This window comes from Sphingopyxis sp. P1IMeth2 (genome assembly GCF_900185685.1).
Taxonomy (GTDB): domain Bacteria; phylum Pseudomonadota; class Alphaproteobacteria; order Sphingomonadales; family Sphingomonadaceae; genus Sphingopyxis; species Sphingopyxis terrae_A.
Window position 1 is genome coordinate 80,973 of record NZ_FYAT01000018.1, and the last position, 19,570, is coordinate 100,542.

Sequence of the window (19,570 nt, forward strand, 5' to 3'; positions counted from 1 at the left end):
TGCATAGGCGGCGTAACCGGAGAGGGAGCGGGAGCGAATGAGGGATATGGAAGAGGACCAGTCCCCCGTCGCCCCCGCGGCCGCCCCGCCGCCGCGCGTCTATCGCCATCGGCTGCCGACGCGGCTTTGGCACTGGATCAACGCCGCGACGCTGCTCGTCATGCTGATGAGCGGGCTGATGATCTTCAACGCGCACCCGCGCCTCTATTGGGGGCAATATGGCGCAAACTACGACCAGCCGTGGCTGTCGATCGGGTCGAAGGCGAATCGCGGCTACCTCCGCATTGCCGCGGTCGAGATCGACACGACGGGTGTGCTTGGCCGCTGGACCGACGCCAATGGCGCGACGAAGACCTGGGCCTTTCCGGGCTGGGCGACGATTCCCACCAGCTACAGCCTTGCCGACGGGCGGCGTTGGCACCTATTCTTCGCCTGGGTGCTGGCGATCAGCCTGACGCTCTATATGCTGTGGACCGCGATCGGCGGGCATTTGCGCAAGGATCTGCACGTCCGGCGTCCCGAATGGTCGCCGCGGCATATCTGGCAGGATATCAAGGATCACGCCCGGCTACGCTTTCCGACGGGCGAAGCGGCGGCGCGGTACAATATCCTGCAAAAGCTCAGCTATATCGGCGTGATCTTCGTGCTGCTGCCGCTGATGATCGCAACCGGGCTGACGATGTCGCCGGGAATGAATGCCGCGGCGCCGTGGCTGCTCGACCTGTTCGGCGGGCGCCAGTCGGCGCGCTCGATCCATTTCATCCTTGCCTGGGCGCTCGTCGCCTTCTTCCTCGTCCATATCGCGATGGTGCTGCTCGCCGGGCCGGTCAACGAACTGCGCTCGATGCTTACGGGCTGGTTCCGTCTGCCGGCCGACAAGCCGCGCGTGGGAGAAGAAGCATGACCGGCCTGATCCTGCCGCGACGCGAACTGATCGTCCGCGTGGGCGGCATGGCAGCCGCGCTGCCGCTGCTCGCCGCGTGCGATCGGGTCAACGAGGCGCCCGCGGTGCGCAAGATCCTGTCGATGGGTGAGGAGATGAACCGCGCCAGCCAGCGGGCGCTGATGGACCGCGATGCGCTCGCCCCCGAATATGGCCGCGCCGACCTGTCGCCCGTCTTTCGTGCCAACGGCACCCGCCTGCCCGAAGGGGCCGACTATGCCGCGCACGCCGCGAACGGCTTTGCCGACTGGCGTGTTCGCGTATCGGGGCTGGTTGCGCGGCCCTTGTCGCTGTCGCTCGCCGATTTGCGGGCGATGCCGCAACGCCGGCAGATTACCCGCCACGACTGCGTCGAGGGCTGGAGCGCGATTGCGGAATGGATGGGGCCGCAACTGCGCCAGGTGCTGGCGGTGGCCGGGGTGCGCGATGCGGCGCGCTATATCGTCTTTCATTGTGCCGACCGGATCGGCGGCGCGGCTTATTATGAAAGCTGCGACATGGTCGATGCGCTTCATCCGCAGACGATCCTTGCCTGGGCGCTCAACGGATCGGTGTTGCCCATCGCCAACGGCGCGCCGTTGCGGCTGCGGATCGAGCGGCAGCTCGGTTACAAGCATGCCAAATATCTGACCGGCATCGAAGCGGTCGCCAGCCTCGACAAGGTGGGGGCGGGGAAGGGCGGCTTCTGGGAAGACCGCATTGATTATGAATGGTATGCGGGTATTTAGGGAGCCGCAGGGGGCAGGCAAGACGTCGAAAAGGTCGCACCCATGTCCATTCTCCGCCCGTTCCTGGCCCGCGTCATCCGTCACGGCCGGCTGACCGTCCTGTCACCCGACGGGAGCAGCGAAAGCTTCGGCGCGCCAGCCGCCGGCTATCCCGAAGTGACGGTGCGTTTTACCACGCGAAAGGGGATGCGCCGCATCATCCTCGATCCACGGCTCGGCGCCGCCGAAGCCTTTATGGACGGCGAGATGGAGATCGTTCAGGGCGATATCATGGAGCTGATCGGCCTGCTGCGCGCGAACACGCCGTGGGACCGCGGCGCAAAGCTCAAGGACAAGACCGCGCTCGGCGAATGGTTCGAGGGGGTCAGGACGCGGCTGAATTCGATCAACCGCCGGCGCTCGTCGCGCGCGAACGTCGCGCATCACTACGACATCGGCAACGACCTCTACCGCCTCTTCCTCGACAGCGATATGCAATATAGCTGCGCCTATTGGCCGCGTCCCGATATGACGCTGGAGGAAGCGCAGGCGGCGAAAAAGGCGCATATCGCGGCAAAGCTTGCGCTCGCGCCGGGGCAGCGTGTTCTCGACATCGGCTGCGGCTGGGGCGGCATGGCGATCACGCTCGCCCAGCTGGAAAAGGTCGAAGTGCTGGGGATCACCCTGTCGGAGGAACAACTCGCGCTGGCGCGCGAGCGCGCCGCGGCGGCGGGTGTGGCCGATCGGGTGCGCTTCGAACTGATCGACTATCGCGACCTTGCCGAGCGCGAGGTCGGGGGTTTCGACCGGATCGTGTCGGTCGGCATGTTCGAACATGTCGGCGCCGCCAATTTCGAAACCTTCTTTCGCGCTTGCGCCAATCTGATGACCGCCGAGGGCGTGATGCTGCTCCACACCATCGGCCGTTTCGGCAAGCCCGGCGCGACCGACTCCTTCACGCGCAAATATATCTTCCCCGGCGGCTATATCCCCGCGCTCAGCGAAACGGTCGCGGCGAGCGAAAAGAGCCGGCTGATCGTCACCGACGTCGAAACGCTGCGGCTGCATTATGCGCGCACGCTACGCCAATGGTATGCGCGCACGCTGGCGCATCGCGACGAGATCGTCGCCATGATGGACGAACGCTTCTATCGCATGTGGACCTTCTACCTGGCTGGCGCCACCGCGGCCTTCGAAAGCGGCGGGATGGGCAATTACCAGATCCAGTTCGCCCGCAGCCGCCACGCCCTGCCGCTGACCCGCGACTATATGGCTGAGGCCGAGGGGCATTATCTTTAGCCTCGCGATGTGAAAGGCGGCAGGTGTCTGTTTCGGGGTGGAAGGGGACTTCGCCGCTCACCGCTTCGTGTTCCCCGGCGAAAGCCGGGGTCTAGGGCGTCGAACGCTGACGTCGGTGCCGTAAAGCCCTGGGCCCCGGCCTTCGCCGGGGAACACATATAGATGCTGGGCTCCACCTCAGTCGTCATCCCGGACTTGATCCGGGATCCATTATTCCGACGCTGAGTGAATGGATCCCGGATCAAGTCCGGGATGAAGATGAAGTAGATTTCTACAATTGGTCTTTAGAAGTGATTCCGTCCAAATAAGTAGGGAACGGCTGATATAGGTTTGGAAGCGAACTCTGGTTCACTGGGTTTCAGAGTTATGCATAGGGGTCTTGGCCGCTGTCATCCTGACAATTCCAAGCGCTCCTAGAGTAAGAACAAGTGCGCCATAAGCGAGGTTCTCAGGCTTCTCTAATCCTTGGACGCCATATCCATACTCGGCCAGCAGCAAGCCCAGAACCGCCCCGGCGAAGGCAATCGACAGCCGATCAAGCGCCGTCTGGATCATGGGACCTTAAGCTCCTTCAATTGGTCATATAATTTGGATTCGCGAGGTCCGCAATCAGTCGGCTGCCGCCATTTCATCCTAGCAAATCGCTGTCCTACAAAACCGGGTCGCGCTAGCCTCCTGTTTATGCCGTTTGTCCCCGCCCATATCGGTCGCTTCGCCGCTTCGAGCCGACCGCCCTTAAAGCGAAGAAGGAGATATTTTGACACTGCGCACGGGTTCTTTTGTCGCGTTTAGGCCGCCGTTGAAGCCGCGAGCGGCTGCGCGACTATGATTCGCGCGTGAAGTTTCGCAGTTTTCCGTCTCTTTTTCCGATCGGGCCGTTGCGCCGCGCCGGCAGGCCTGCTAGCCGCGCCCGCGTCATTTCCCGCCAGAAGGTGCTGCCATGTCCGAGTCCATCAAGCGCGTCGTCCTTGCCTATTCGGGGGGACTCGACACCAGCGTCATTCTGAAATGGCTGCAGGTCACCTATGGGTGCGAGGTGGTGACCTTTACCGCCGATCTGGGCCAGGGCGAGGAACTCGAGCCGGCGCGTGCCAAGGCCGAGCTGATGGGGATCAAGCCCGAGCATATCTATATCGACGACGTACGCGAGGAATTCGTGCGCGACTTCGTTTTCCCGATGATGCGCGCCAATGCGCGTTACGAGGGCGATTATCTGCTCGGCACGTCGATCGCGCGGCCGCTGATCTCGAAGCGGCTGGTCGAAATCGCCCGCGAAACCGGCGCCGATGCCGTGGCGCATGGCGCGACGGGCAAGGGCAATGACCAGGTGCGCTTCGAACTGTCCTGTTACGCGCTCAATCCCGACATCAAGGTCATCGCGCCGTGGCGCGAATGGGACCTGACGAGCCGCACTGCGCTGATCGACTTCGCCGAAAAGAACCAGATTCCGGTGCCGAAGGACAAGCGCGGCGAAAGCCCCTTCTCGACCGACGCGAACCTCCTCCACACCTCCTCGGAAGGCAAGGTGCTCGAGGATCCGTGGCAGGAAACGCCCGATTACGTCTATTCGCGCACCGTGAATCCCGAAGACGCGCCCGACGCGCCCGAATATATCACGATCGATTTCGAACGCGGCGACGGTGTCGCGCTCAACGGTCAGGCGATGTCGCCCGCGGCGCTGCTTGCGGCGCTCAACGACCTCGGCCGTAAACATGGTATCGGCCGCCTCGACCTCGTCGAAAACCGCTTCGTCGGCATGAAATCGCGCGGTATGTACGAAACGCCGGGCGGCGAAATCTATGCCCGGGCGCATCGCGGGATCGAAAGCATCACGCTCGATCGCGGCGCGGCGCACCTCAAGGACGAGCTGATGCCGAAATATGCCGAGCTCATCTACAATGGCTTCTGGTTCGCGCCGGAGCGCGAGATGCTGCAGGCCGCGATCGACCACAGCCAGGAGAAGGTGAGCGGCACCGTCCGCCTGAAGCTCTACAAGGGCAATGCCAGCGTCGTCGGCCGCAAGTCGCCGAACAGCCTCTACAGCGAAGCGCATGTGACCTTCGAGGATGATGCCGGCGCCTATGACCAGAAAGACGCGGCGGGCTTCATCAAGTTGAACGCGCTGCGCCTCAAGCTGCTCGCGAAGCGCGATCGGTGACGCGGACGGGCAAGACGGCGATCCGGCAGGCCCGGGTGCCGTGGCGCTTTGTGCTGTTTACCGTCCTGCTCGCCGACATTCCGCTCATTCATTTGCGCTTCGCCTGGCCCGAGGCGGCGTTGCTCGGTTTCGTCGCCGCGGCGCTGGTCTTCTTCGCAACGCTGGTGCCGCTGTTTCGCGACGGCAATGGCGCGATCCGCGAACAGGCCGAGCGCAACGATCCCGATCAGCTCATCTCGCTCGCGATAACCGTCGCGGTGCTGATGCTCATATTGTTCGGCGTCGGCTTCATTCTCCACGGCCGCGCCGACGCGCCGCTGCTCTGGCAGAAGATATTGGTGCTCGGTACACTGCTCGTCGCCTGGCTGTTCTTCAACATGGTGTTCGCGCTGCACTATGCGCATCTGTTCTACGCGCCCGATCGCAAGGGCGAATATCGCGGCGGCATAGACTTTCCGGGCGAGCGTCAGCCCGGATATTGGGATTTCGCCTATTTTGCCTACACATTGGGGATGACGTTCCAGACGAGCGATGTGGAGATCCACAGCCCCCATTGGCGCCGTATCGCGCTGGTCCAGAGCTTTGCCGCCTTCGTCTTCAACATCGGCGTCATCGCGTTCACGATAAACAGTCTCAGCGGCGGCTGAACCGAATTGCCGGGCCGATGGTCGCGCGACGCGGCGTTTCCGGTCTCCATTCTCCCCCGCTTATGCTAATTTGCGGAAATGGGGCGGACTCGGAGAACAGCATATGGATGCGCCGCCCGCCAATGATTCCGCCCGTCACGAATGGATACCCTGCCTCATCTGGCTGCCACGTCTGGCCCTGATCATAACGACGCATGGCATCGCCACGCGCCTGCTATTGCCCGGTGCCTATTATGTGCGCTGGTCGCGCTCGCTGGGCCGGAAAATCTATCGCCGGCGCCATTAACTTCCTTTTGAAAGGATATTGTCTCGATTTCGGGAACAAATGGCGCTGAATTTCACAAATAACGGCTTAGCATGACGTCACATCCTGCGCTAAGGGCGACGTCATGACCGCCATGCGCTTTTTTTCGGACAATGCCGCCGCCGTCCATCCCGCCGTAATGGAGGCGCTCGTCGCCGCCAATCATGTCGACACCGCCTATGACGGCGACGCGATCAGCCGGTCGCTCGACGCGGCCTTTTCAGACCTGTTCGAAACCTCTTGCGAGGTCGTGTGGATCGCGACCGGCACCGCGGCGAACAGCATCATCCTCGCCCATTTCGTGCGGCCGTGGCAGGGCATCCTCTGCTATGAGGAGGCGCATATCGAAGTCGATGAATGCGGCGCGCCGACCTTCTATTCGGGCGGCGCCAAGCTGATGACGCTGCCGGGCGCGGGCGCGAAGATCGACGCCGATGCGCTGAAGGCGCGGATCGCCGGCATCCGCAGGGATGTGCATCAGGTGCAGCCCGCCGCGATCAGCATCACCAACGCCACCGAATATGGGCTGGCGTGGCGGCCGGACGAAGTGCGCGAAATCAGCGAAATAGCGCGCGCCAACGACATGAAGCTGCATATGGACGGCGCGCGTTTCGCCAATGCGGTCGCCTTCGCCGGCTGTTCGCCCGCCGATGTGACGTGGCGCGCGGGAGTCGATGCGCTGTCGTTCGGGTTCACCAAAAATGGTGCGATGATGGCCGAGGCACTGGTTTTCTTTGGTGGCAGCGGCGGGGCGGGGGTGCGCGAGCTCAAGAAGCGCGGCGGACATCTGCTCAGCAAGGGGCGTTTCGTCGCCGCGCAGATTCGCGCGATGCTGAAGGACGATCTGTGGCTCGCCAATGCGCGCGCCGCCAACGCCGGCGCGCAGGCGCTCGCGCAGGCGTGCGGCGACCGGCTGATGCACCCCGTCGAGGCGAACGAACTCTTCGTGCGGCTGAGCGCCGAGGAAGCGGCTGAACTGCGCGCCCGGGGCTTTGACTTTTACGATTGGGGCGAGGGCGCCGCGCGTCTTGTCACGAGCTGGGACCAGGATGCCGCCGCGGTGGCGCCGCTCGCCGCTGCGATCGCGGCGCTATGACCGCACCTTCGGCGTCGCTGCTCAGCCCGCGCGTCCTGCTTCCCTTTGCGCTGGTAACGCTGATCTGGGGATCGACCTGGATCGTCATCAAGGGGCAGCTTGGCATCGTACCGCCGAGCTGGTCGGTCACTTATCGTTTCGCGGTTGCGGCGGCGGCGATGTTCGCCTTTGCCGTCGTCCGCCGCGAACGACTGATGCCGGGTCCACGCGCGCTGGCGTTTGCCGCCATGCTCGGCGTCGCGCAATTCGCCTTCAACTTCAATTTCGTCTACCGCGCCGAGCAGCATATCACGTCGGGGCTGGTGGCGGTGCTGTTCGCGTTGCTGATCGTTCCCAACACATTGCTCGGCCGCCTGTTCCTCCGCACACCGATCGAGGCGCGTTTTCTGACGGGGGCGGGGATTGCGATCGTCGGGGTGGCGATGATGATCCTGCACGAATATCGCGCCGCCGCGCTCGACGCGCACGCCGTGCTGATCGGAACCGCGCTCACCCTGTCGGGGGTGCTCAGCGCCTCGATTTCCAATGTGATGCAGGGGACGCATTTCGCGCGCGCGCAGTCGATGATCGTGATGATCGCGTGGGCCATGCTGTTCGGCGCGCTTGCCGACGGCGCCTTTGCGTGGATCACAATCGGTCCGCCGCAGATCGAGGCGACGCCGGCCTATATCGGCGGCGTCTTCTATCTCGGCGTCATTGCGAGCGCCGTTACCTTCCCGCTCTATTTCGGCGTCATCCGCGCGGTGGGGCCGGGCCAGGCGGCCTGGTCAAGCGTGCTGATCCCGATCATCGCGATGGGATTTTCGACCGCGCTCGAGGGGTATCACTGGGCGCCGCTGTCGATCGCGGGCGGCGCGGTCGCGCTTGTCGGACTGGTGATCGCGGTCGCGAAACGGCCCGCCAAACCCTCGGTCAGCGGCAATATGGTGTCGATGCCGGTCGAGAGCGACTAGCCCGCGCTGATCCGTTCGATATCGGCGCCGACCGCCTGCAGCTTTTCCTCCAGCCGCTCGTAGCCGCGGTCGAGGTGGTAGACGCGGTTGACCTCGGTCTGGCCCTGCGCCGCCAGCCCCGCGATGATCAGGCTCATCGATGCGCGCAGGTCGGTCGCCATCACCGGCGCGCCGACCAGATGATCGACGCCGCGGACGATTGCGGTGCGGCCCTTGACCTGGATGTCGCAGCCCATGCGCGCGAGCTCGGGGACATGCATGTAGCGGTTTTCGAAGATCGTCTCGGTGAACAGCGAGGCGCCCGTGCCGAGCGTCGCCATCGCCATGAACTGCGCCTGCATGTCGGTGGCAAAGCCGGGGTAGGGCGCGGTCGACAGCGTGACGGGGTCGGCGCGGCCGTCCATAGCGACGCGGATCCCGGCCTTGGTCGTCTCGACCGTCGCACCGGCTTCGCGCAGCGCGGCGAGCGTCGCTTCCATCTCGTCGGCCTTGGCACCGACCAGTTCGACATCGCCCTGGGTGATCACCGCGGCGCAGGCGTAGCTGCCCGCCTCGATGCGGTCGGCCATCACGCGATAGGTCGCGCCGTGCAGGCGGTCGACGCCTTCGATCGTCAGCGTTTCGGTCCCGATGCCGTCGATATGCGCGCCCATTGCGACCAGGCAGTTGCACAGATCGACGATCTCGGGCTCGCGCGCGGCGTTTTCGAGAACGCAGGTGCCCTTGGCGAGAACTGCCGCCATCACCGCATTTTCGGTCGCGCCGACCGAGACGACGGGGAAGGTGAACTTGCCGCCGGCAAGGCGCCCGCCGGGGGCGACGGCCTTCACATAGCCCGACGCAAGCTCGATCTCGGCGCCGAAAGCTTCCAGCGCCTTCAGATGCAGGTCGATCGGGCGGTTGCCGATGGCGCAGCCGCCCGGCAGCGACACGGTGGCTTCGCCCGCGCGCGCGAGCAGCGGGCCGAGCACGAGAATCGAGGCGCGCATCTTGCGGACGATGTCATAGGGCGCGACGGTCGAGGTCAGCGTCGTCGCGCGCGCGGTCATCACGCGGCCGAAATCCTCGGGCCGCGATCCTTCGATCGTCGTCGAACAGCCGAGCTGGTTGAGCAGATGCCCGAAGCCATCGACGTCGGCGAGCCGCGGCAGGTTGCGCAGGGTCAGCGGCTCGTCGGTCAGCAGCGCACAGGGCAGAAGGGTGAGCGCGGCGTTCTTGGCGCCCGAGATGGGGATACGGCCCTTGAGTCGCTGGCCGCCGCGAATGACGATCTGATCCATCGGGGCGTCTTTAGCGGATGCGTGGGTGCGTGCAAGCGGATGCGGTGTTCGGGTTGCGACCGAAGCACGATGTTTACGGCATCGTCATCCCGGACTTGCACCCCGGCTTGCGCCGGCGAACGCAAGGCGATTTGCCGCAACGTCCGCTCTCCAACCCAATGCCGCCAATCCGCCAAACGCCGCCGCAGTCGCCACCGACCCGCCATTTGTTGCAGCTTGCCAGCGGCGCCGCGCTCGGCCAGACGGTTTTGAAATGAAACCAGAGGAGCGATGCATGAGCGGCGATTTCGATCAGGTGCGGGTCAGGCTGGCGACGGGGGTCGAACTCGACGTTGTTGATATGGGGCCGCGCGATGCGCCGGTGCTGATCTTCCTCCACGGCTTTCCCGAATCGCACCGCACCTGGCGCTTTCAGCTGCCGCATTTCGCGCAGCATTTCCGCTGCATCGCGCCCGATCAGCGCGGCTATCGCGGGTCGTCGAAGCCGCAGGACGCCGCCTCCTACACCCCCGACAAGCTGATCGCCGATATCTTCGCGCTCGCCGACGCGCTGGACGTCGGCGATTTTACGGTCGTCGGGCATGATTGGGGTGGGGCGATCGCGTGGGGCGTGGCGCTCGGCGGTCAGCCGGGAGGGCTGCATCCCGAATGGTCGGGCCGCGTCACGCGGGCGGTCATCGCCAATGCGCCGCACCCCGCGATCTTTCAGCGCCTGCTGCTGACCAATGCCGAACAGCGCGCCGCGAGCCAGTATATCCGCACCTTCCGCGATCCCGCCAGCGATGCGATTATCGAGGAGCATGGCATCGCGGGCATCCTTGCCCATGCCTTTGCGGGCAGGGTGCCGAGCGGCGGGATCCAGCCGCCCGACGAGATCGCCCGGCTACTCAAGGATTGGGAGGATCGCGACACCTGTCGCGCGATGATCAACTGGTATCGCGGTTCGCCCGCCAATGTGCCCGCAATGGACGACCCCTATGCCGAGCCGCCGGCGATGCCTTTTCCGAAGCTGACGATCCCGACGCTGGTCGTCTGGGCGCTCGACGATGTCGCGCTGCCCCCGTGCAACCTCGACGGGATCGAGGAACTGGTGCCCCATATCACCATTGTGAAGGTGCCGGGCTGCGGCCATTTTGTGCCTTGGGAAGCGCCCGATGCGGTCAACGCCGCGATGGACGAATTTCTCGCCGCAAACTGACCCGCGTCGCCGTTTAGCGGAGCCCGAAAAACGGCGGACGACTATAACAGTCGCCCGCCGGAGGGGTCGGTTTTGGGGTGCACCTTCAGTCCGTCCACTGGTTTGCGACCCAAAAACTGAAGGTGCGATTTAACCATAGATTTGGCCTATATTGCAGGCTTTCAGATTCTCCCGCATTCGGCATATTCGCTGGATGAACGCGGGAGAAGTCAGGGCAATCGCCAAGGTCGACCGGATCGACGGCCCGAGCAGTTGGACGGTGTCTGGCGATTGTCACATCCTGATCCTTTACGAAGCGGGCAGCTACCACTGGCTCGAGACATGGCTCGACGGACGGCGGACATCGCTCGGCGATCCGATCCCCGGCGAAATGTGGCTGGCGCCCTTCGGTCACGAATATCGCGCGACGGCGCAGGGCGGCGCGGTGCGTAGCATCGAGGTTGAAATTCCGCATCACCGGCTCGCCGTTTCGCCCCATGCGCGGGCGATCGCGGGGCATGACGATCCGGCGATGGCGGCGCTCGCCCGCGCGCTCGCGGCGGGCGATGCCCAGGCGGGCGACGCCCTGATCGCCGCGATCGCCGAACGGCTCGCAACCACGGCAACGCTTCCGGTACAGCCGGGCATCGCGCGGCGCATCGACGATCTGATGCGCTATATCCAGAAGGGCCTTGAAACCCAGCTGTCGGTGCACGAACTTGCCGAGGAAGCCGGCATGTCGGTCAATAATCTGATCGTCCAATTCGCGCGCGCGACAGGCCGGACGCCGGCGCAATATGTGCTGCATCAGCGGCTGCGCCGCGCCTGCTGGTTTCTGCTCAACCGGCCGCTGAGCGTCGCCGAAATCGCCTTTGCAACCGGCTTTTCGAGTCACGCGCATCTTTGTGCTGTGTTTCGGCGCAGGCTTGCTATGTCTCCCGGCCAGTGGCGCAAACTTATGAAGGGGAGGGCGAGCGTCGATGGCGAGGACCAATCTGTTTCGGGCGCGTGACGCGCACGGCCATGCGCCGGTCACCTATATCGAGTTGTTCTTCGACCTCGTTTTCGTCTTCGCGATAACCCAGCTTTCGCACGGCCTGCTCGCGCATCTGTCGCTGCTGGGGGCGTTGCAGGCGCTGATCCTGCTGTTCGCGGTCTGGTGGGTGTGGATTTACACGACCTGGGTTGCGAACTGGCTGAACCCCGACCGCGCCAATGTCCGCCTCATGCTGATCCTGCTGATGCTCGCGGGGCTCGCGCTGTCGAGCGCCATTCCCTATGCGTTCGGCAAGAATGGCTGGCTGTTCGCCGCCGCCTATTGTTCGATGCAATTGGGGCGGTCGCTTTATGTCATCTGGGCAAGCTGGGGGATCCACGACGGGCGCGCCCGCAATTTCGCGCGCATCGCCTTCTGGTCGCTGCTCACCCTGCCCCTGTGGATCGCGGGCTGCTTCGCCGATGCCGGGGTGCGGATGCTGTGCTGGGCGGCGGCGCTCGCCATCGAATATGCCGGTCCTTTCGCCTTTTTTGCGACGCCCGGGCTGGGCCGGTCGAACGCGGCTGACTGGGACATCGCCGGGGCGCATATGGCCGAACGCTGCGCGCTGTTCATCATCATCGCGCTGGGCGAGGGGGTGCTCGTCACCGGGGCGACCTTTGCGACGTTGCCGCAGGACGCGCTCCACTGGACGGCTTTCGTGACCTGCTTCCTGGGCAGCGCGGCGCTGTGGTGGCTCTATTTCGACACCGGCGCGGTGCGCGGAAGCAAGCTGATCGAGGCGAGCGGCGACGCCGGGCTTCTCGCGCGCAACGCCTATACCTATTGGCATATCCCGATCGTCGCGGGGCTCGTCGTCTCGGCGGTCGCCGACGAAATGCTGCTCGCTCACCCCAAGGGGCATATCGAGCCGGCCTATCTCGCCGTTGCCGTCGGCGGCGCGCTGCTCTTCCTTGTCGGCAATATGGGGTTCAAGCGCGCGACGAACGATCGGCCGCTGCCGCCCTTTTCGCATATGCTCGGCTGCGCGCTGCTGCTCGCGATCGGCGCCGCGGCCTGGTTCGGCCATTGGCAGCCGCTAACGCTCGGCATGGGGATTTTCGGCGCGCTGTTGTTCACCGCGATCTGGGAATGGGGATCGCTCAACGGCGGCTGGCAGCGCTGGGCGCCGGGGCTCGGCCGCCTGTTCGGCGCCGATCCCGATGCGTAGCCGGATGTTTCAGGGGAGGAATTCATGTCGCACACCATGATCATGCTCATCGCCGCGCTGGCCCTGCTGGTCCTGCTGCGCCTGTCCATACGCGACGCCGCCCGCGCGACCCGGCTGTTTCTGGTCCTGTGGTTGGTCGTATCGGTCGCCAATCTGCTCTTCGGCGTGCTTTCGGCCGGCTATGGCTGGGGCGAGGAGGCGACGGTGTGGCTGCTCGTCTTCGGCGTCCCCGCGGCTTTCGCGCTGATCACGCAGCGGTTCAGGGTGCGGGATTGATCAGGCAGCCATTGGCGCCGGCATAGCGCGCGCTGCGCGATGCGAGCAGCGGCACGCTGCCCGTCACCGTCTTCGTCGCCGGATCGTCGCTGAGCGACACCAGTTCCATGCCGGGTTCGAAGTCCGTCTGGCAACTGTCGAGGCTGCGTCCCTGGACATAGCGGCACGAACAACCGACGCGCGCGGCATAGGCCGAGCCGAGTTCGGCCTGCGCCTTGAACGACGGAAATTGCCAGATCAGGAAGATCAGCAACAGAACGCCGAAGCCCGCCGTCCATGGCAGGCAGCCGCCCCAGCGGCTCGCCCCGCGCTTGCGGCCGTGCAGGCGGCGCGGCACGTCGGGGCGCTCGCCGGTCGGCGTCGGCGCCGCGGCCGGTTCGCCCGTTGCCGTTTCGGGTGGGTTGGTGTTACTCACGGGCGGCCATGATCACGAAAAAACTCCTGCTGGCAAGTGCCGCGCTCGCGCTTCTGGGTGGCTGGTCGCTGACGCACGCCGCCGGGCAGGGCAGCATGGCGCCGCCCGCACCAGCACCGCGGCTGGGCGCGTCGATCGACGATGTCGTGCCGGTCGCTGCGTCGCCCGCGCTCCCGGCGCTCGGTCCGGTGGTGAAGGCGAAGGCCGATGCGCTGTTCGACGATGCCGGCGATGTCGGCGAGACGCGCGCGCTGTTGGTCCTGCGCGACGGCAAGCCGATCTACGAACGCTATGGCGCCGGCTTCGGCCCCGATACCAAGCTTATCAGCTGGTCGATGGCCAAGAGTATCACTGCGGTGCTGACGGGCTTTCTGGTCGCCGACGGCCAATTGTCGCTCGATGGCCCGGCGCCGGTCGCGGCGTGGCAACGCAGCGGCGATCCGCGCGGCACGATCACGCTCAGGGATCTGTTGCACATGTCATCGGGCCTTGAGCATGTCGAGGAAGGCGACCCGGTTTGGCGCGGCGACACGGTCGACATGCTGTTCGGCAAGGGGGCGCAGGATATGGCCGCCTTTGCCGAGGGCAAGCCCGCGATCGCCAAACCGGGTGAAGTCTTCAACTATAGTTCGGCGACCAGCGTCATCCTTGCCGACATCCTGACCGATGCACTGACCCCGTCCTCGAACCCCGACGCGCGGCGCGACGCGATGCTCGATTTCATTCACGGCCGTTTGACCGAGCCGCTGGGAATGACCAGCCTGACCCCCGACTTCGACGCGCATGGCACGATGGTCGGCGGATCGATCATGCACGCGACCGCACGCGACTATGCGAAGTTCGGCGAATTCCTGCGCAATCATGGCGTTGCGAACGGCCAGCGCCTGCTCCCCGAAACCTGGATGCGCTTCATGCTGACGCCGTCGCCAAACGATGCCGGCTATGGCGGGCACATCTGGCTCAACCGCGCGCGGCCCGCGGGCGTGGGGGCGGCGCTATGGCCCGATCGCGGGCCGAACGACCTGTTCGCCTGCATCGGGCATCAGGGGCAATATATCATCGTGTCGCCGTCGCAGCGGATCACGATGGTGCGGCTCGGCATAACGAAGGACAAGCAGTTCCCGGCGCTCCGCCGCCATCTCGCCGATCTGACTGCCGCGCTCTAAGGCGCTACGCCGCGATCGTCAGAGCAGGAATTCGCCGGTCAGCGTCGTGACGCAGCGACCCGAAAGCTCGACCTGATCGCCGTCGATATGACAGCCGACTCGCCCGCCGCGCTCGCTCGCCTGCCAGGCGGTAAAGCGGTCGCGCGCCAGTCGGCGCGTCCAATAAGGGGTAAGGACGCAGTGCGCCGACCCGGTGACGGGATCTTCATCGATCCCCGCGCTTGGCACGAACACGCGGCTTACGACATCGGCGCCTGCTGGGTCGCCCGCGCCGTCGGCGGTGGCGATCGCCTGTACATCGCCCAGCGCCTTGAGCGCCGCCATGTCGGGCGCCAGCGCGCGCACCTCGCGCGGATCGGCATAGACCAGCAGCGCATAGCGCCCGTCGTGCCACAGCGTCTCGACCGGCGACCCGCCGACCGCGGCTGCGATCTTTGCCAAGGGCTTGGGTTCGGGGCGATAGGCGGGCAGGCGCATGCGATATCCGTCCTCGTCATCGCGCGCGACAACGAGGATGCCCGCGTGGCGCGTGCGAAACCGCATGTCGCCGCGCCACTGGGCGGTGGTCAGCAGCACATGCCCGCTCGCCAGCGTCGCGTGGCCGCACAGCGCGACCTCTTGCCTGGGCGTGAACCAGCGCAGTTCGTAATCCGCCTCGCTCGTTTCGTCGGGGACGACGAAGGCGGTTTCGGAAAGGTTATTCTCCGCCGCGATCGCCTGAAGCATCGCGTCGCTCATCCACTCATCAAGCGGCATGACGGCCGCCGGATTGCCCTCGAACGCCCGCTCGGCAAAGGCGTCGACGCGCGTGATCGGCAGGCGGCGCCAGCTCATGGGTAGAGCAGTCCGCTCGTCCAGCCATCGCCCGCGCGCACGAACAACGTGCGTTCGTGCAGGCGATGCGCCCGGTCCTGCCAGAATTCGATTCGCTCGGGCGTCACGCGCCAGCCCGACCAGCGTGGCGGACGCGGCACGTCCTGCCCTTCGAAGCGCGCCTGCATTTCGGCAAAGCGGCTTTCGAAGCTTTCACGCGCGTCGAGCGGACGCGACTGCTGGCTGGCCCAGGCGCCGAGCTGGCTGTCGCGGCTGCGCGTCGCGAAATAGGCATCGGCGGTTGCGTCGTCGACGGTCGATACCGGGCCTTCGATGCGAATCTGTCGGCGCAGCGACTTCCAGTGAAAGAGCAGTGCGACATGCGGGTTCGCCGCAAGTTCGCCGCCCTTGCGGCTGTCGAGATTGGTGTAGAAGACGAACCCGTCGGGGCCATGACCTTTCAGCAGGACCATCCGTACCGACGGATGGCCGTCCGCCGTCGCGGTCGCCAGAGCCATCGCATTGCTGTCATTGGGTTCACTCGCGCGTGCCTCGCCATACCATAGGTCGAATAGCGCGAAAGGATCGGTCGTCGTCATGCCGGCTCAATACTCCGCGTCGCGCCTCTGGTCGAGCAAAAGCGTCGGGAACTTGACCCTCTGCGCAGCCATTACCACATGGCGCGCAATCGGCCCTTCACGGCCAGTCACTTATCGGGCTACAGGAGACAGATGGCAGATCCCTATTCCACCCTCGGCGTGGCGAAAAACGCGAGCGAAGCGGAAATCAAATCCGCTTATCGCAAGCTTGCAAAAGAGCTGCATCCCGACCGGAACAAGGAAAATCCGAAGGCGTCGGAGAAATTCTCCGACGTCACCAAAGCCTATGACCTGTTGTCCGACAAGGAAAAGCGCGCGCAGTTCGATCGCGGCGAAATCGATGCAGAGGGCAATCCCGCCATGCCGTTCGGTTTCGGCGGTGGCGGCGGGGGCTTTCGGGGCGACCCGCGCGGCGGGCCGCAGGGGGGCTTCGGCGGTTTTGGTGGCGAGGGCGCCGACTTCGGCGACATATTCGAAGGCCTGTTCGGCGGTCGCGGTGGTGGCGGCGGATTTGGTTTCGGCGGGGGACGCAGCGCGCCGCCGCAAAAAGGCGCCAATGTCGCCTATCGGCTGAGCGTTTCGTTCGTCGACGCGGCGACCCAGGCGATGCAGCGGATTACGCTTGCCGACGGCAAGACGATCGACCTCAAGCTGCCGGCCGGGGTCGAAACCGGAACGCAGATGCGCCTTGCGGGCAAGGGGCAGCCGGGGCCCGGAGGCAATGGCGACGGCATCGTGACGATCAGCGTCAAGGATCATCCCTTCTACGAACGCGATGGCGACAATATCCGGCTCGACTTGCCGATCACGCTGAACGAAGCGGTCAAGGGCGCGAAGATCAAGGTGCCGACCGTCGACGGACCGGTGATGTTGTCGATCCCAGCGGGTTCCTCGTCGGGCAAGGTGATGCGCCTCAAGGGCAAGGGGTTCAGCAGCAAGGGCGGCGGCCGCGGCGACCAGCTCGTCCGGTTGATGGTGGACATTCCTTCGGGCGACACCGCGCTCGAAAAGGCGCTCGAAAAGGCGCTCGAAGGTTGGACCGATACGCGGCCGGTGCGGGCCGATCTTGGCGTGTGATGCGTGGTTGAACGTCCCGGGCAGCAAGACGCCGCAGCGCTCGAACGTCAGGTCGCCGAAGAGGTCGGCAGGGAATTTCTGGCCGAAGGCCACTCGCCCCATTCGCCCGAGGCACGCGCCGAGCGCGCCAAGCGCATGCGCCTGCGCGGGCGGGCACAGGGCGTCATCGAACGCGGACGCGAAACGCTCGGCCCCGGGACACGCATCTTTCGTGTCGCGCGCCGGGTGGTGGTCGGCACCTATACCGACGGGTTCATCCACGCTGGCAATCTTGCCTATCTTGCGCTGATCGCGCTCTTTCCCTTCTTCATCCTGCTCGCTGCGGTGCTCAGTCTCGTGGGCGGCGCTTATGGCAGCGAGCGGGCGATCGAAGCGGTCTTTTCGACGATGCCGCCATCGGTTGCGCGCGCGCTCGCGGGGCCGATCGCCGAGGTGATGAGCGCGCGGACGGGCATTTTCCTCTGGCTCGGCGCGCTCGTCGCGCTGTGGACCGTCGGCAGCCTGATCGAAACGATCCGCGACATCTTGCGCCGCGCCTACGGCACCCATTTTTCCAAGGGCTTTTTCCACTATCGGCTGGTGTCGATCGGCATCGTCACCGGCGCGGTCGTGCTGATGCTGATCTCGTTCAGCATGCAGGTGCTGATCGTCGGCATCGAACAGTTCGTCGAACGCGTCCTGCCCTCTGCCTATCAGTCGGCGGGCGTCGTCGCCATTTCGCGCGGCGTATCGGGGCTGGGGCTGTTTGCCGCCATCTATTTTCTCTTCCTGTCGCTGACGCCGTCGAAATATCGCGGGCGACAATTTCCCAAATGGCCCGGCGCGCTCTTCACCACCCTGTGGTGGATGGCGGTCACTCTGGCGCTTCCGCCTTTGCTCGCCAGCCTGTTCCGCTATGACGCGACCTACGGCAGCCTTGCCGGCGTCATGATCGCGCTGTTCTTTTTCTACCTCGTCGGATTGGGTATGGTGATCGGCGCCGAACTCAATGCAGCGCTCGTCGAGGTTGAGGATTTGGGCCACGACGCTATTGGGCGCGTCGACGATATTGTGGTCGGTAACGACAAGACCGGAGAATGACATGGAGCTGATGAAGGGAAAGCGCGGGCTGATCATGGGGCTTGCGAACGACAAGTCGCTTGCCTGGGGCATCGCGAAGGCCCTGCATGCGCAGGGCGCCGAACTTGCCATTTCCTATCAGGGCGAGGTGATGGAAAAGCGGGTGAAGCCGCTCGCCGACCAGCTCGGCTGCGATTTCCTGATCGATTGCGACGTCAGCGACATGGCCAATCTCGACCAGGCCTTTGCCACGCTGGCGGCGCGTTGGCCGACGATCGATTTCATCGTCCACGCGATCGGCTACACCAACAAGGAGGCGCTGCGCGGCGCCTATGCCGATGTCGGGCTCGAAGATTTTCTGATGACCATGAACATCAGCGTCTACAGCTTCACTGCAGTCGCCAAGCGCGCGGCGGCGATGATGACGCCCTATGATCCCGAAACGGGGCAGGGCGGCGGCGCGATGCTGACGCTCAGCTATTATGGCGCCGAAAAGGTCATTCCGCATTACAATGTGATGGGCGTCGCGAAGTCGGCGCTCGAAACCAGCGTCAAATATCTCGCCAACGACTATGGGCCGCAGGGCATTCGCGTCAACGCGATCTCGGCGGGACCGATCAAGACGCTGGCAGCGAGCGGGATCGGCGATTTCCGCCTGATCCTGAAGTGGAACGAATATAACGCGCCGCTGCGTCGCAATGTGACGATCGACGACGTCGGCGGCTCGGCGCTCTATCTGCTCAGCGACCTGTCGAGCGGCGTCACCGGCGAAACCCATCATGTCGATGCGGGCTACCACACCATCGGCATGAAGCAGGAAGACGCGCCGGACATCGCGCTTGCCTGATGCGATCGCGGTCCGCCGCGCCTGCGCGACGGACGCGGCGGCAATCGCGGCGGTGCATCGGGAGGCCTTCACCGCAACCGGCTTCGGCTATCAGGGCGAGGCCGAACTCGTCGCGATGATCGAGGCCGATGGCGATGCGCTCGTTTCGCTCGTTGCCGAGCGTGCTGGTACGGTCGCCGGGCATATCCTCTTCAGTCGCATGAGTGCGGTCGCAGACGACCGGCCTCTTGCTGCGGCCGGACTCGCGCCGGTGGCTGTGCTTCCCGATTGGCAGGGGCAGGGCGTCGGCGGCCTGCTGATCCGCGGGGGACTCGCGGCGCTGCGCGATCAGGGGATAGCGTTGTGCGTCGTGCTTGGCGATCCGGCCTACTACACGCGCTTTGGCTTTTCCGCCGATCTTGCGGCGCGCTTCGCTTCGCCGTTCGCGGGCGAGCATCTGATGGCGATGATGCTCGATCCGGCGGCTGTCTGGCCGGTCGCGGGCCGGGCCGATTATGCCCCTGCCTTTGCGCGGATGGGCTGAGCGCGCTTGAATTGCGGCGCGATT

23 protein-coding genes are annotated in these 19,570 nt (G+C 65.1%); 18 read left to right on the forward strand and 5 right to left on the reverse strand.

Annotated elements, in window-relative coordinates; translation table 11 throughout:
* Positions 1 to 46 precede the first annotated feature (46 nt).
* Genes P1IM2_RS18125 through P1IM2_RS18135 form a run of 3 tightly spaced genes read left to right on the forward strand, consistent with a single transcriptional unit; the run spans position 47 to position 2,949 of the window.
* A complete protein-coding gene (locus P1IM2_RS18125) occupies positions 47 to 904 on the forward strand; it encodes a cytochrome b/b6 domain-containing protein (RefSeq protein ID WP_186403420.1) in 858 nt (285 codons plus the stop codon).
* Positions 901 to 1,671: a molybdopterin-dependent oxidoreductase gene (locus tag P1IM2_RS18130; RefSeq protein WP_186403381.1), complete on the forward strand. Its 771-nt coding sequence runs from the start codon at positions 901 to 903 to the stop codon at positions 1,669 to 1,671. Before P1IM2_RS18125 ends, P1IM2_RS18130 begins: the two co-directional genes overlap by 4 nt.
* 42 nt (positions 1,672 to 1,713) lie before the next feature.
* Positions 1,714 to 2,949, forward strand: coding sequence for a cyclopropane-fatty-acyl-phospholipid synthase family protein (locus tag P1IM2_RS18135; RefSeq protein WP_186403382.1), 1,236 nt, complete (start codon positions 1,714 to 1,716; stop codon positions 2,947 to 2,949).
* A gap of 348 nt (positions 2,950 to 3,297) precedes the next feature.
* On the opposite strand, the gene P1IM2_RS18140 is transcribed toward P1IM2_RS18135, so the two are convergent.
* Positions 3,298 to 3,504 carry a hypothetical protein gene (locus tag P1IM2_RS18140; RefSeq protein WP_086456030.1) on the reverse strand — a complete coding sequence of 69 codons (207 nt, stop codon included), beginning with the start codon at positions 3,502 to 3,504 and terminating at the stop codon, positions 3,298 to 3,300.
* A 385-nt stretch (positions 3,505 to 3,889) separates the two neighbouring features.
* Between P1IM2_RS18140 and P1IM2_RS18145 the strand changes: the two genes are divergently transcribed.
* The 5 genes from P1IM2_RS18145 to P1IM2_RS18165 all read left to right on the forward strand — a co-directional run bounded on the left by P1IM2_RS18145 (position 3,890) and on the right by P1IM2_RS18165 (position 8,107).
* Positions 3,890 to 5,107: an argininosuccinate synthase gene (locus P1IM2_RS18145; RefSeq protein WP_186403383.1), complete on the forward strand. Its 1,218-nt coding sequence runs from the start codon at positions 3,890 to 3,892 to the stop codon at positions 5,105 to 5,107.
* Entirely contained in the window at positions 5,104 to 5,754 is a 651-nt protein-coding gene (locus P1IM2_RS18150; protein ID WP_186403384.1) for a DUF1345 domain-containing protein, read from the forward strand. Before P1IM2_RS18145 ends, P1IM2_RS18150 begins: the two co-directional genes overlap by 4 nt.
* A gap of 103 nt (positions 5,755 to 5,857) precedes the next feature.
* The gene (locus tag P1IM2_RS18155) at positions 5,858 to 6,040 is read left to right on the forward strand and encodes a hypothetical protein (RefSeq protein ID WP_062765533.1); all 183 of its coding nucleotides are present in this window, start codon (positions 5,858 to 5,860) and stop codon (positions 6,038 to 6,040) included.
* Positions 6,041 to 6,152: 112 nt separating this feature from the next.
* On the forward strand, positions 6,153 to 7,154 hold the full coding sequence (locus P1IM2_RS18160; RefSeq protein ID WP_186403421.1) for a threonine aldolase family protein: 1,002 nt from the start codon (positions 6,153 to 6,155) through the stop codon (positions 7,152 to 7,154).
* Entirely contained in the window at positions 7,151 to 8,107 is a 957-nt protein-coding gene (locus P1IM2_RS18165) for a DMT family transporter (protein ID WP_186403385.1), read from the forward strand. The genes P1IM2_RS18160 and P1IM2_RS18165 overlap by 4 nt, the downstream gene beginning before the upstream one ends.
* On the opposite strand, the gene murA is transcribed toward P1IM2_RS18165, so the two are convergent.
* Positions 8,104 to 9,387: a UDP-N-acetylglucosamine 1-carboxyvinyltransferase gene (murA, locus tag P1IM2_RS18170; RefSeq protein ID WP_186403386.1), complete on the reverse strand. Its 1,284-nt coding sequence runs from the start codon at positions 9,385 to 9,387 to the stop codon at positions 8,104 to 8,106. The genes P1IM2_RS18165 and murA overlap by 4 nt on opposite strands.
* A gap of 29 nt (positions 9,388 to 9,416) precedes the next feature.
* Here murA and P1IM2_RS18175 point away from each other — a divergent pair, with 29 nt between their 5' ends.
* From P1IM2_RS18175 to P1IM2_RS18195, 5 genes are all read left to right on the forward strand, one after another.
* Complete coding sequence (locus tag P1IM2_RS18175) at positions 9,417 to 9,644, forward strand: hypothetical protein (protein ID WP_186403387.1); 228 nt, start codon at positions 9,417 to 9,419, stop codon at positions 9,642 to 9,644.
* Positions 9,645 to 9,661: 17 nt separating this feature from the next.
* Entirely contained in the window at positions 9,662 to 10,585 is a 924-nt protein-coding gene (locus P1IM2_RS18180; protein WP_186403388.1) for an alpha/beta fold hydrolase, read from the forward strand.
* Between the two features lie 193 nt (positions 10,586 to 10,778).
* Positions 10,779 to 11,576, forward strand: coding sequence for an AraC family transcriptional regulator (locus tag P1IM2_RS18185; RefSeq protein WP_186403389.1), 798 nt, complete (start codon positions 10,779 to 10,781; stop codon positions 11,574 to 11,576).
* Positions 11,545 to 12,771 carry a low temperature requirement protein A gene (locus P1IM2_RS18190; RefSeq protein WP_186403390.1) on the forward strand — a complete coding sequence of 409 codons (1,227 nt, stop codon included), beginning with the start codon at positions 11,545 to 11,547 and terminating at the stop codon, positions 12,769 to 12,771. Before P1IM2_RS18185 ends, P1IM2_RS18190 begins: the two co-directional genes overlap by 32 nt.
* A gap of 24 nt (positions 12,772 to 12,795) precedes the next feature.
* The gene (locus tag P1IM2_RS18195; RefSeq protein WP_186403391.1) at positions 12,796 to 13,047 is read left to right on the forward strand and encodes a hypothetical protein; all 252 of its coding nucleotides are present in this window, start codon (positions 12,796 to 12,798) and stop codon (positions 13,045 to 13,047) included.
* Here P1IM2_RS18195 and P1IM2_RS18200 read toward each other — a convergent pair.
* Positions 13,031 to 13,462, reverse strand: coding sequence for a hypothetical protein (locus P1IM2_RS18200; protein WP_186403392.1), 432 nt, complete (start codon positions 13,460 to 13,462; stop codon positions 13,031 to 13,033). The genes P1IM2_RS18195 and P1IM2_RS18200 overlap by 17 nt on opposite strands.
* Positions 13,463 to 13,470: 8 nt before the next feature.
* Here P1IM2_RS18200 and P1IM2_RS18205 point away from each other — a divergent pair, with 8 nt between their 5' ends.
* The gene (locus P1IM2_RS18205; RefSeq protein ID WP_186403393.1) at positions 13,471 to 14,628 is read left to right on the forward strand and encodes a serine hydrolase; all 1,158 of its coding nucleotides are present in this window, start codon (positions 13,471 to 13,473) and stop codon (positions 14,626 to 14,628) included.
* Positions 14,629 to 14,646: 18 nt separating this feature from the next.
* On the opposite strand, the gene P1IM2_RS18210 is transcribed toward P1IM2_RS18205, so the two are convergent.
* Together P1IM2_RS18210 and pdxH are read right to left on the reverse strand one after the other, a co-directional pair.
* The gene (locus tag P1IM2_RS18210; protein ID WP_186403394.1) at positions 14,647 to 15,462 is read right to left on the reverse strand and encodes a PhzF family phenazine biosynthesis protein; all 816 of its coding nucleotides are present in this window, start codon (positions 15,460 to 15,462) and stop codon (positions 14,647 to 14,649) included.
* Positions 15,459 to 16,040, reverse strand: coding sequence for a pyridoxamine 5'-phosphate oxidase (gene pdxH / locus P1IM2_RS18215; protein WP_003047963.1), 582 nt, complete (start codon positions 16,038 to 16,040; stop codon positions 15,459 to 15,461). The genes P1IM2_RS18210 and pdxH overlap by 4 nt, the downstream gene beginning before the upstream one ends.
* A gap of 132 nt (positions 16,041 to 16,172) precedes the next feature.
* Here pdxH and P1IM2_RS18220 point away from each other — a divergent pair, with 132 nt between their 5' ends.
* Genes P1IM2_RS18220 through P1IM2_RS18235 form a run of 4 tightly spaced genes read left to right on the forward strand, consistent with a single transcriptional unit; the run spans position 16,173 to position 19,546 of the window.
* Positions 16,173 to 17,117 (forward strand): DnaJ C-terminal domain-containing protein, encoded by a 945-nt coding sequence (locus P1IM2_RS18220; protein ID WP_186403395.1) that lies wholly within the window; start codon positions 16,173 to 16,175, stop codon positions 17,115 to 17,117.
* 3 nt (positions 17,118 to 17,120) lie between these two features.
* A complete protein-coding gene (locus tag P1IM2_RS18225) occupies positions 17,121 to 18,197 on the forward strand; it encodes a YihY/virulence factor BrkB family protein (protein WP_186403396.1) in 1,077 nt (358 codons plus the stop codon).
* Positions 18,198 to 18,207: 10 nt separating this feature from the next.
* Positions 18,208 to 19,023 (forward strand): SDR family oxidoreductase, encoded by an 816-nt coding sequence (locus P1IM2_RS18230; protein WP_269208168.1) that lies wholly within the window; start codon positions 18,208 to 18,210, stop codon positions 19,021 to 19,023.
* Positions 19,016 to 19,546, forward strand: a complete 531-nt coding sequence (locus tag P1IM2_RS18235) for a GNAT family N-acetyltransferase (RefSeq protein WP_186403398.1) — start codon at positions 19,016 to 19,018, stop codon at positions 19,544 to 19,546. Before P1IM2_RS18230 ends, P1IM2_RS18235 begins: the two co-directional genes overlap by 8 nt.
* The last annotated feature ends 24 nt before the right edge of the window (positions 19,547 to 19,570 follow it).

Bases quoted from the DNA above. Each gene is read 5' to 3' on its own strand.
- P1IM2_RS18125 (WP_186403420.1), top strand. From the start codon at position 47: ATGGAAGAGGACCAGTCCCCCGTCGCCCCCGCGGCCGCCCCGCCGCCG.
- P1IM2_RS18130 (WP_186403381.1), top strand. From the start codon at position 901: ATGACCGGCCTGATCCTGCCGCGACGCGAACTGATCGTCCGCGTGGGC.
- P1IM2_RS18135 (WP_186403382.1), top strand. From the start codon at position 1,714: ATGTCCATTCTCCGCCCGTTCCTGGCCCGCGTCATCCGTCACGGCCGG.
- P1IM2_RS18140 (WP_086456030.1), bottom strand. From the start codon at position 3,504: ATGATCCAGACGGCGCTTGATCGGCTGTCGATTGCCTTCGCCGGGGCG.
- P1IM2_RS18145 (WP_186403383.1), top strand. From the start codon at position 3,890: ATGTCCGAGTCCATCAAGCGCGTCGTCCTTGCCTATTCGGGGGGACTC.
- P1IM2_RS18155 (WP_062765533.1), top strand. From the start codon at position 5,858: ATGGATGCGCCGCCCGCCAATGATTCCGCCCGTCACGAATGGATACCC.
- P1IM2_RS18160 (WP_186403421.1), top strand. From the start codon at position 6,153: ATGCGCTTTTTTTCGGACAATGCCGCCGCCGTCCATCCCGCCGTAATG.
- P1IM2_RS18165 (WP_186403385.1), top strand. From the start codon at position 7,151: ATGACCGCACCTTCGGCGTCGCTGCTCAGCCCGCGCGTCCTGCTTCCC.
- murA (WP_186403386.1), bottom strand. From the start codon at position 9,387: ATGGATCAGATCGTCATTCGCGGCGGCCAGCGACTCAAGGGCCGTATC.
- P1IM2_RS18180 (WP_186403388.1), top strand. From the start codon at position 9,662: ATGAGCGGCGATTTCGATCAGGTGCGGGTCAGGCTGGCGACGGGGGTC.
- P1IM2_RS18185 (WP_186403389.1), top strand. From the start codon at position 10,779: ATGAACGCGGGAGAAGTCAGGGCAATCGCCAAGGTCGACCGGATCGAC.
- P1IM2_RS18190 (WP_186403390.1), top strand. From the start codon at position 11,545: ATGGCGAGGACCAATCTGTTTCGGGCGCGTGACGCGCACGGCCATGCG.
- P1IM2_RS18195 (WP_186403391.1), top strand. From the start codon at position 12,796: ATGTCGCACACCATGATCATGCTCATCGCCGCGCTGGCCCTGCTGGTC.
- P1IM2_RS18205 (WP_186403393.1), top strand. From the start codon at position 13,471: ATGATCACGAAAAAACTCCTGCTGGCAAGTGCCGCGCTCGCGCTTCTG.
- P1IM2_RS18210 (WP_186403394.1), bottom strand. From the start codon at position 15,462: ATGAGCTGGCGCCGCCTGCCGATCACGCGCGTCGACGCCTTTGCCGAG.
- pdxH (WP_003047963.1), bottom strand. From the start codon at position 16,040: ATGACGACGACCGATCCTTTCGCGCTATTCGACCTATGGTATGGCGAG.
- P1IM2_RS18220 (WP_186403395.1), top strand. From the start codon at position 16,173: ATGGCAGATCCCTATTCCACCCTCGGCGTGGCGAAAAACGCGAGCGAA.
- P1IM2_RS18230 (WP_269208168.1), top strand. From the start codon at position 18,208: ATGAAGGGAAAGCGCGGGCTGATCATGGGGCTTGCGAACGACAAGTCG.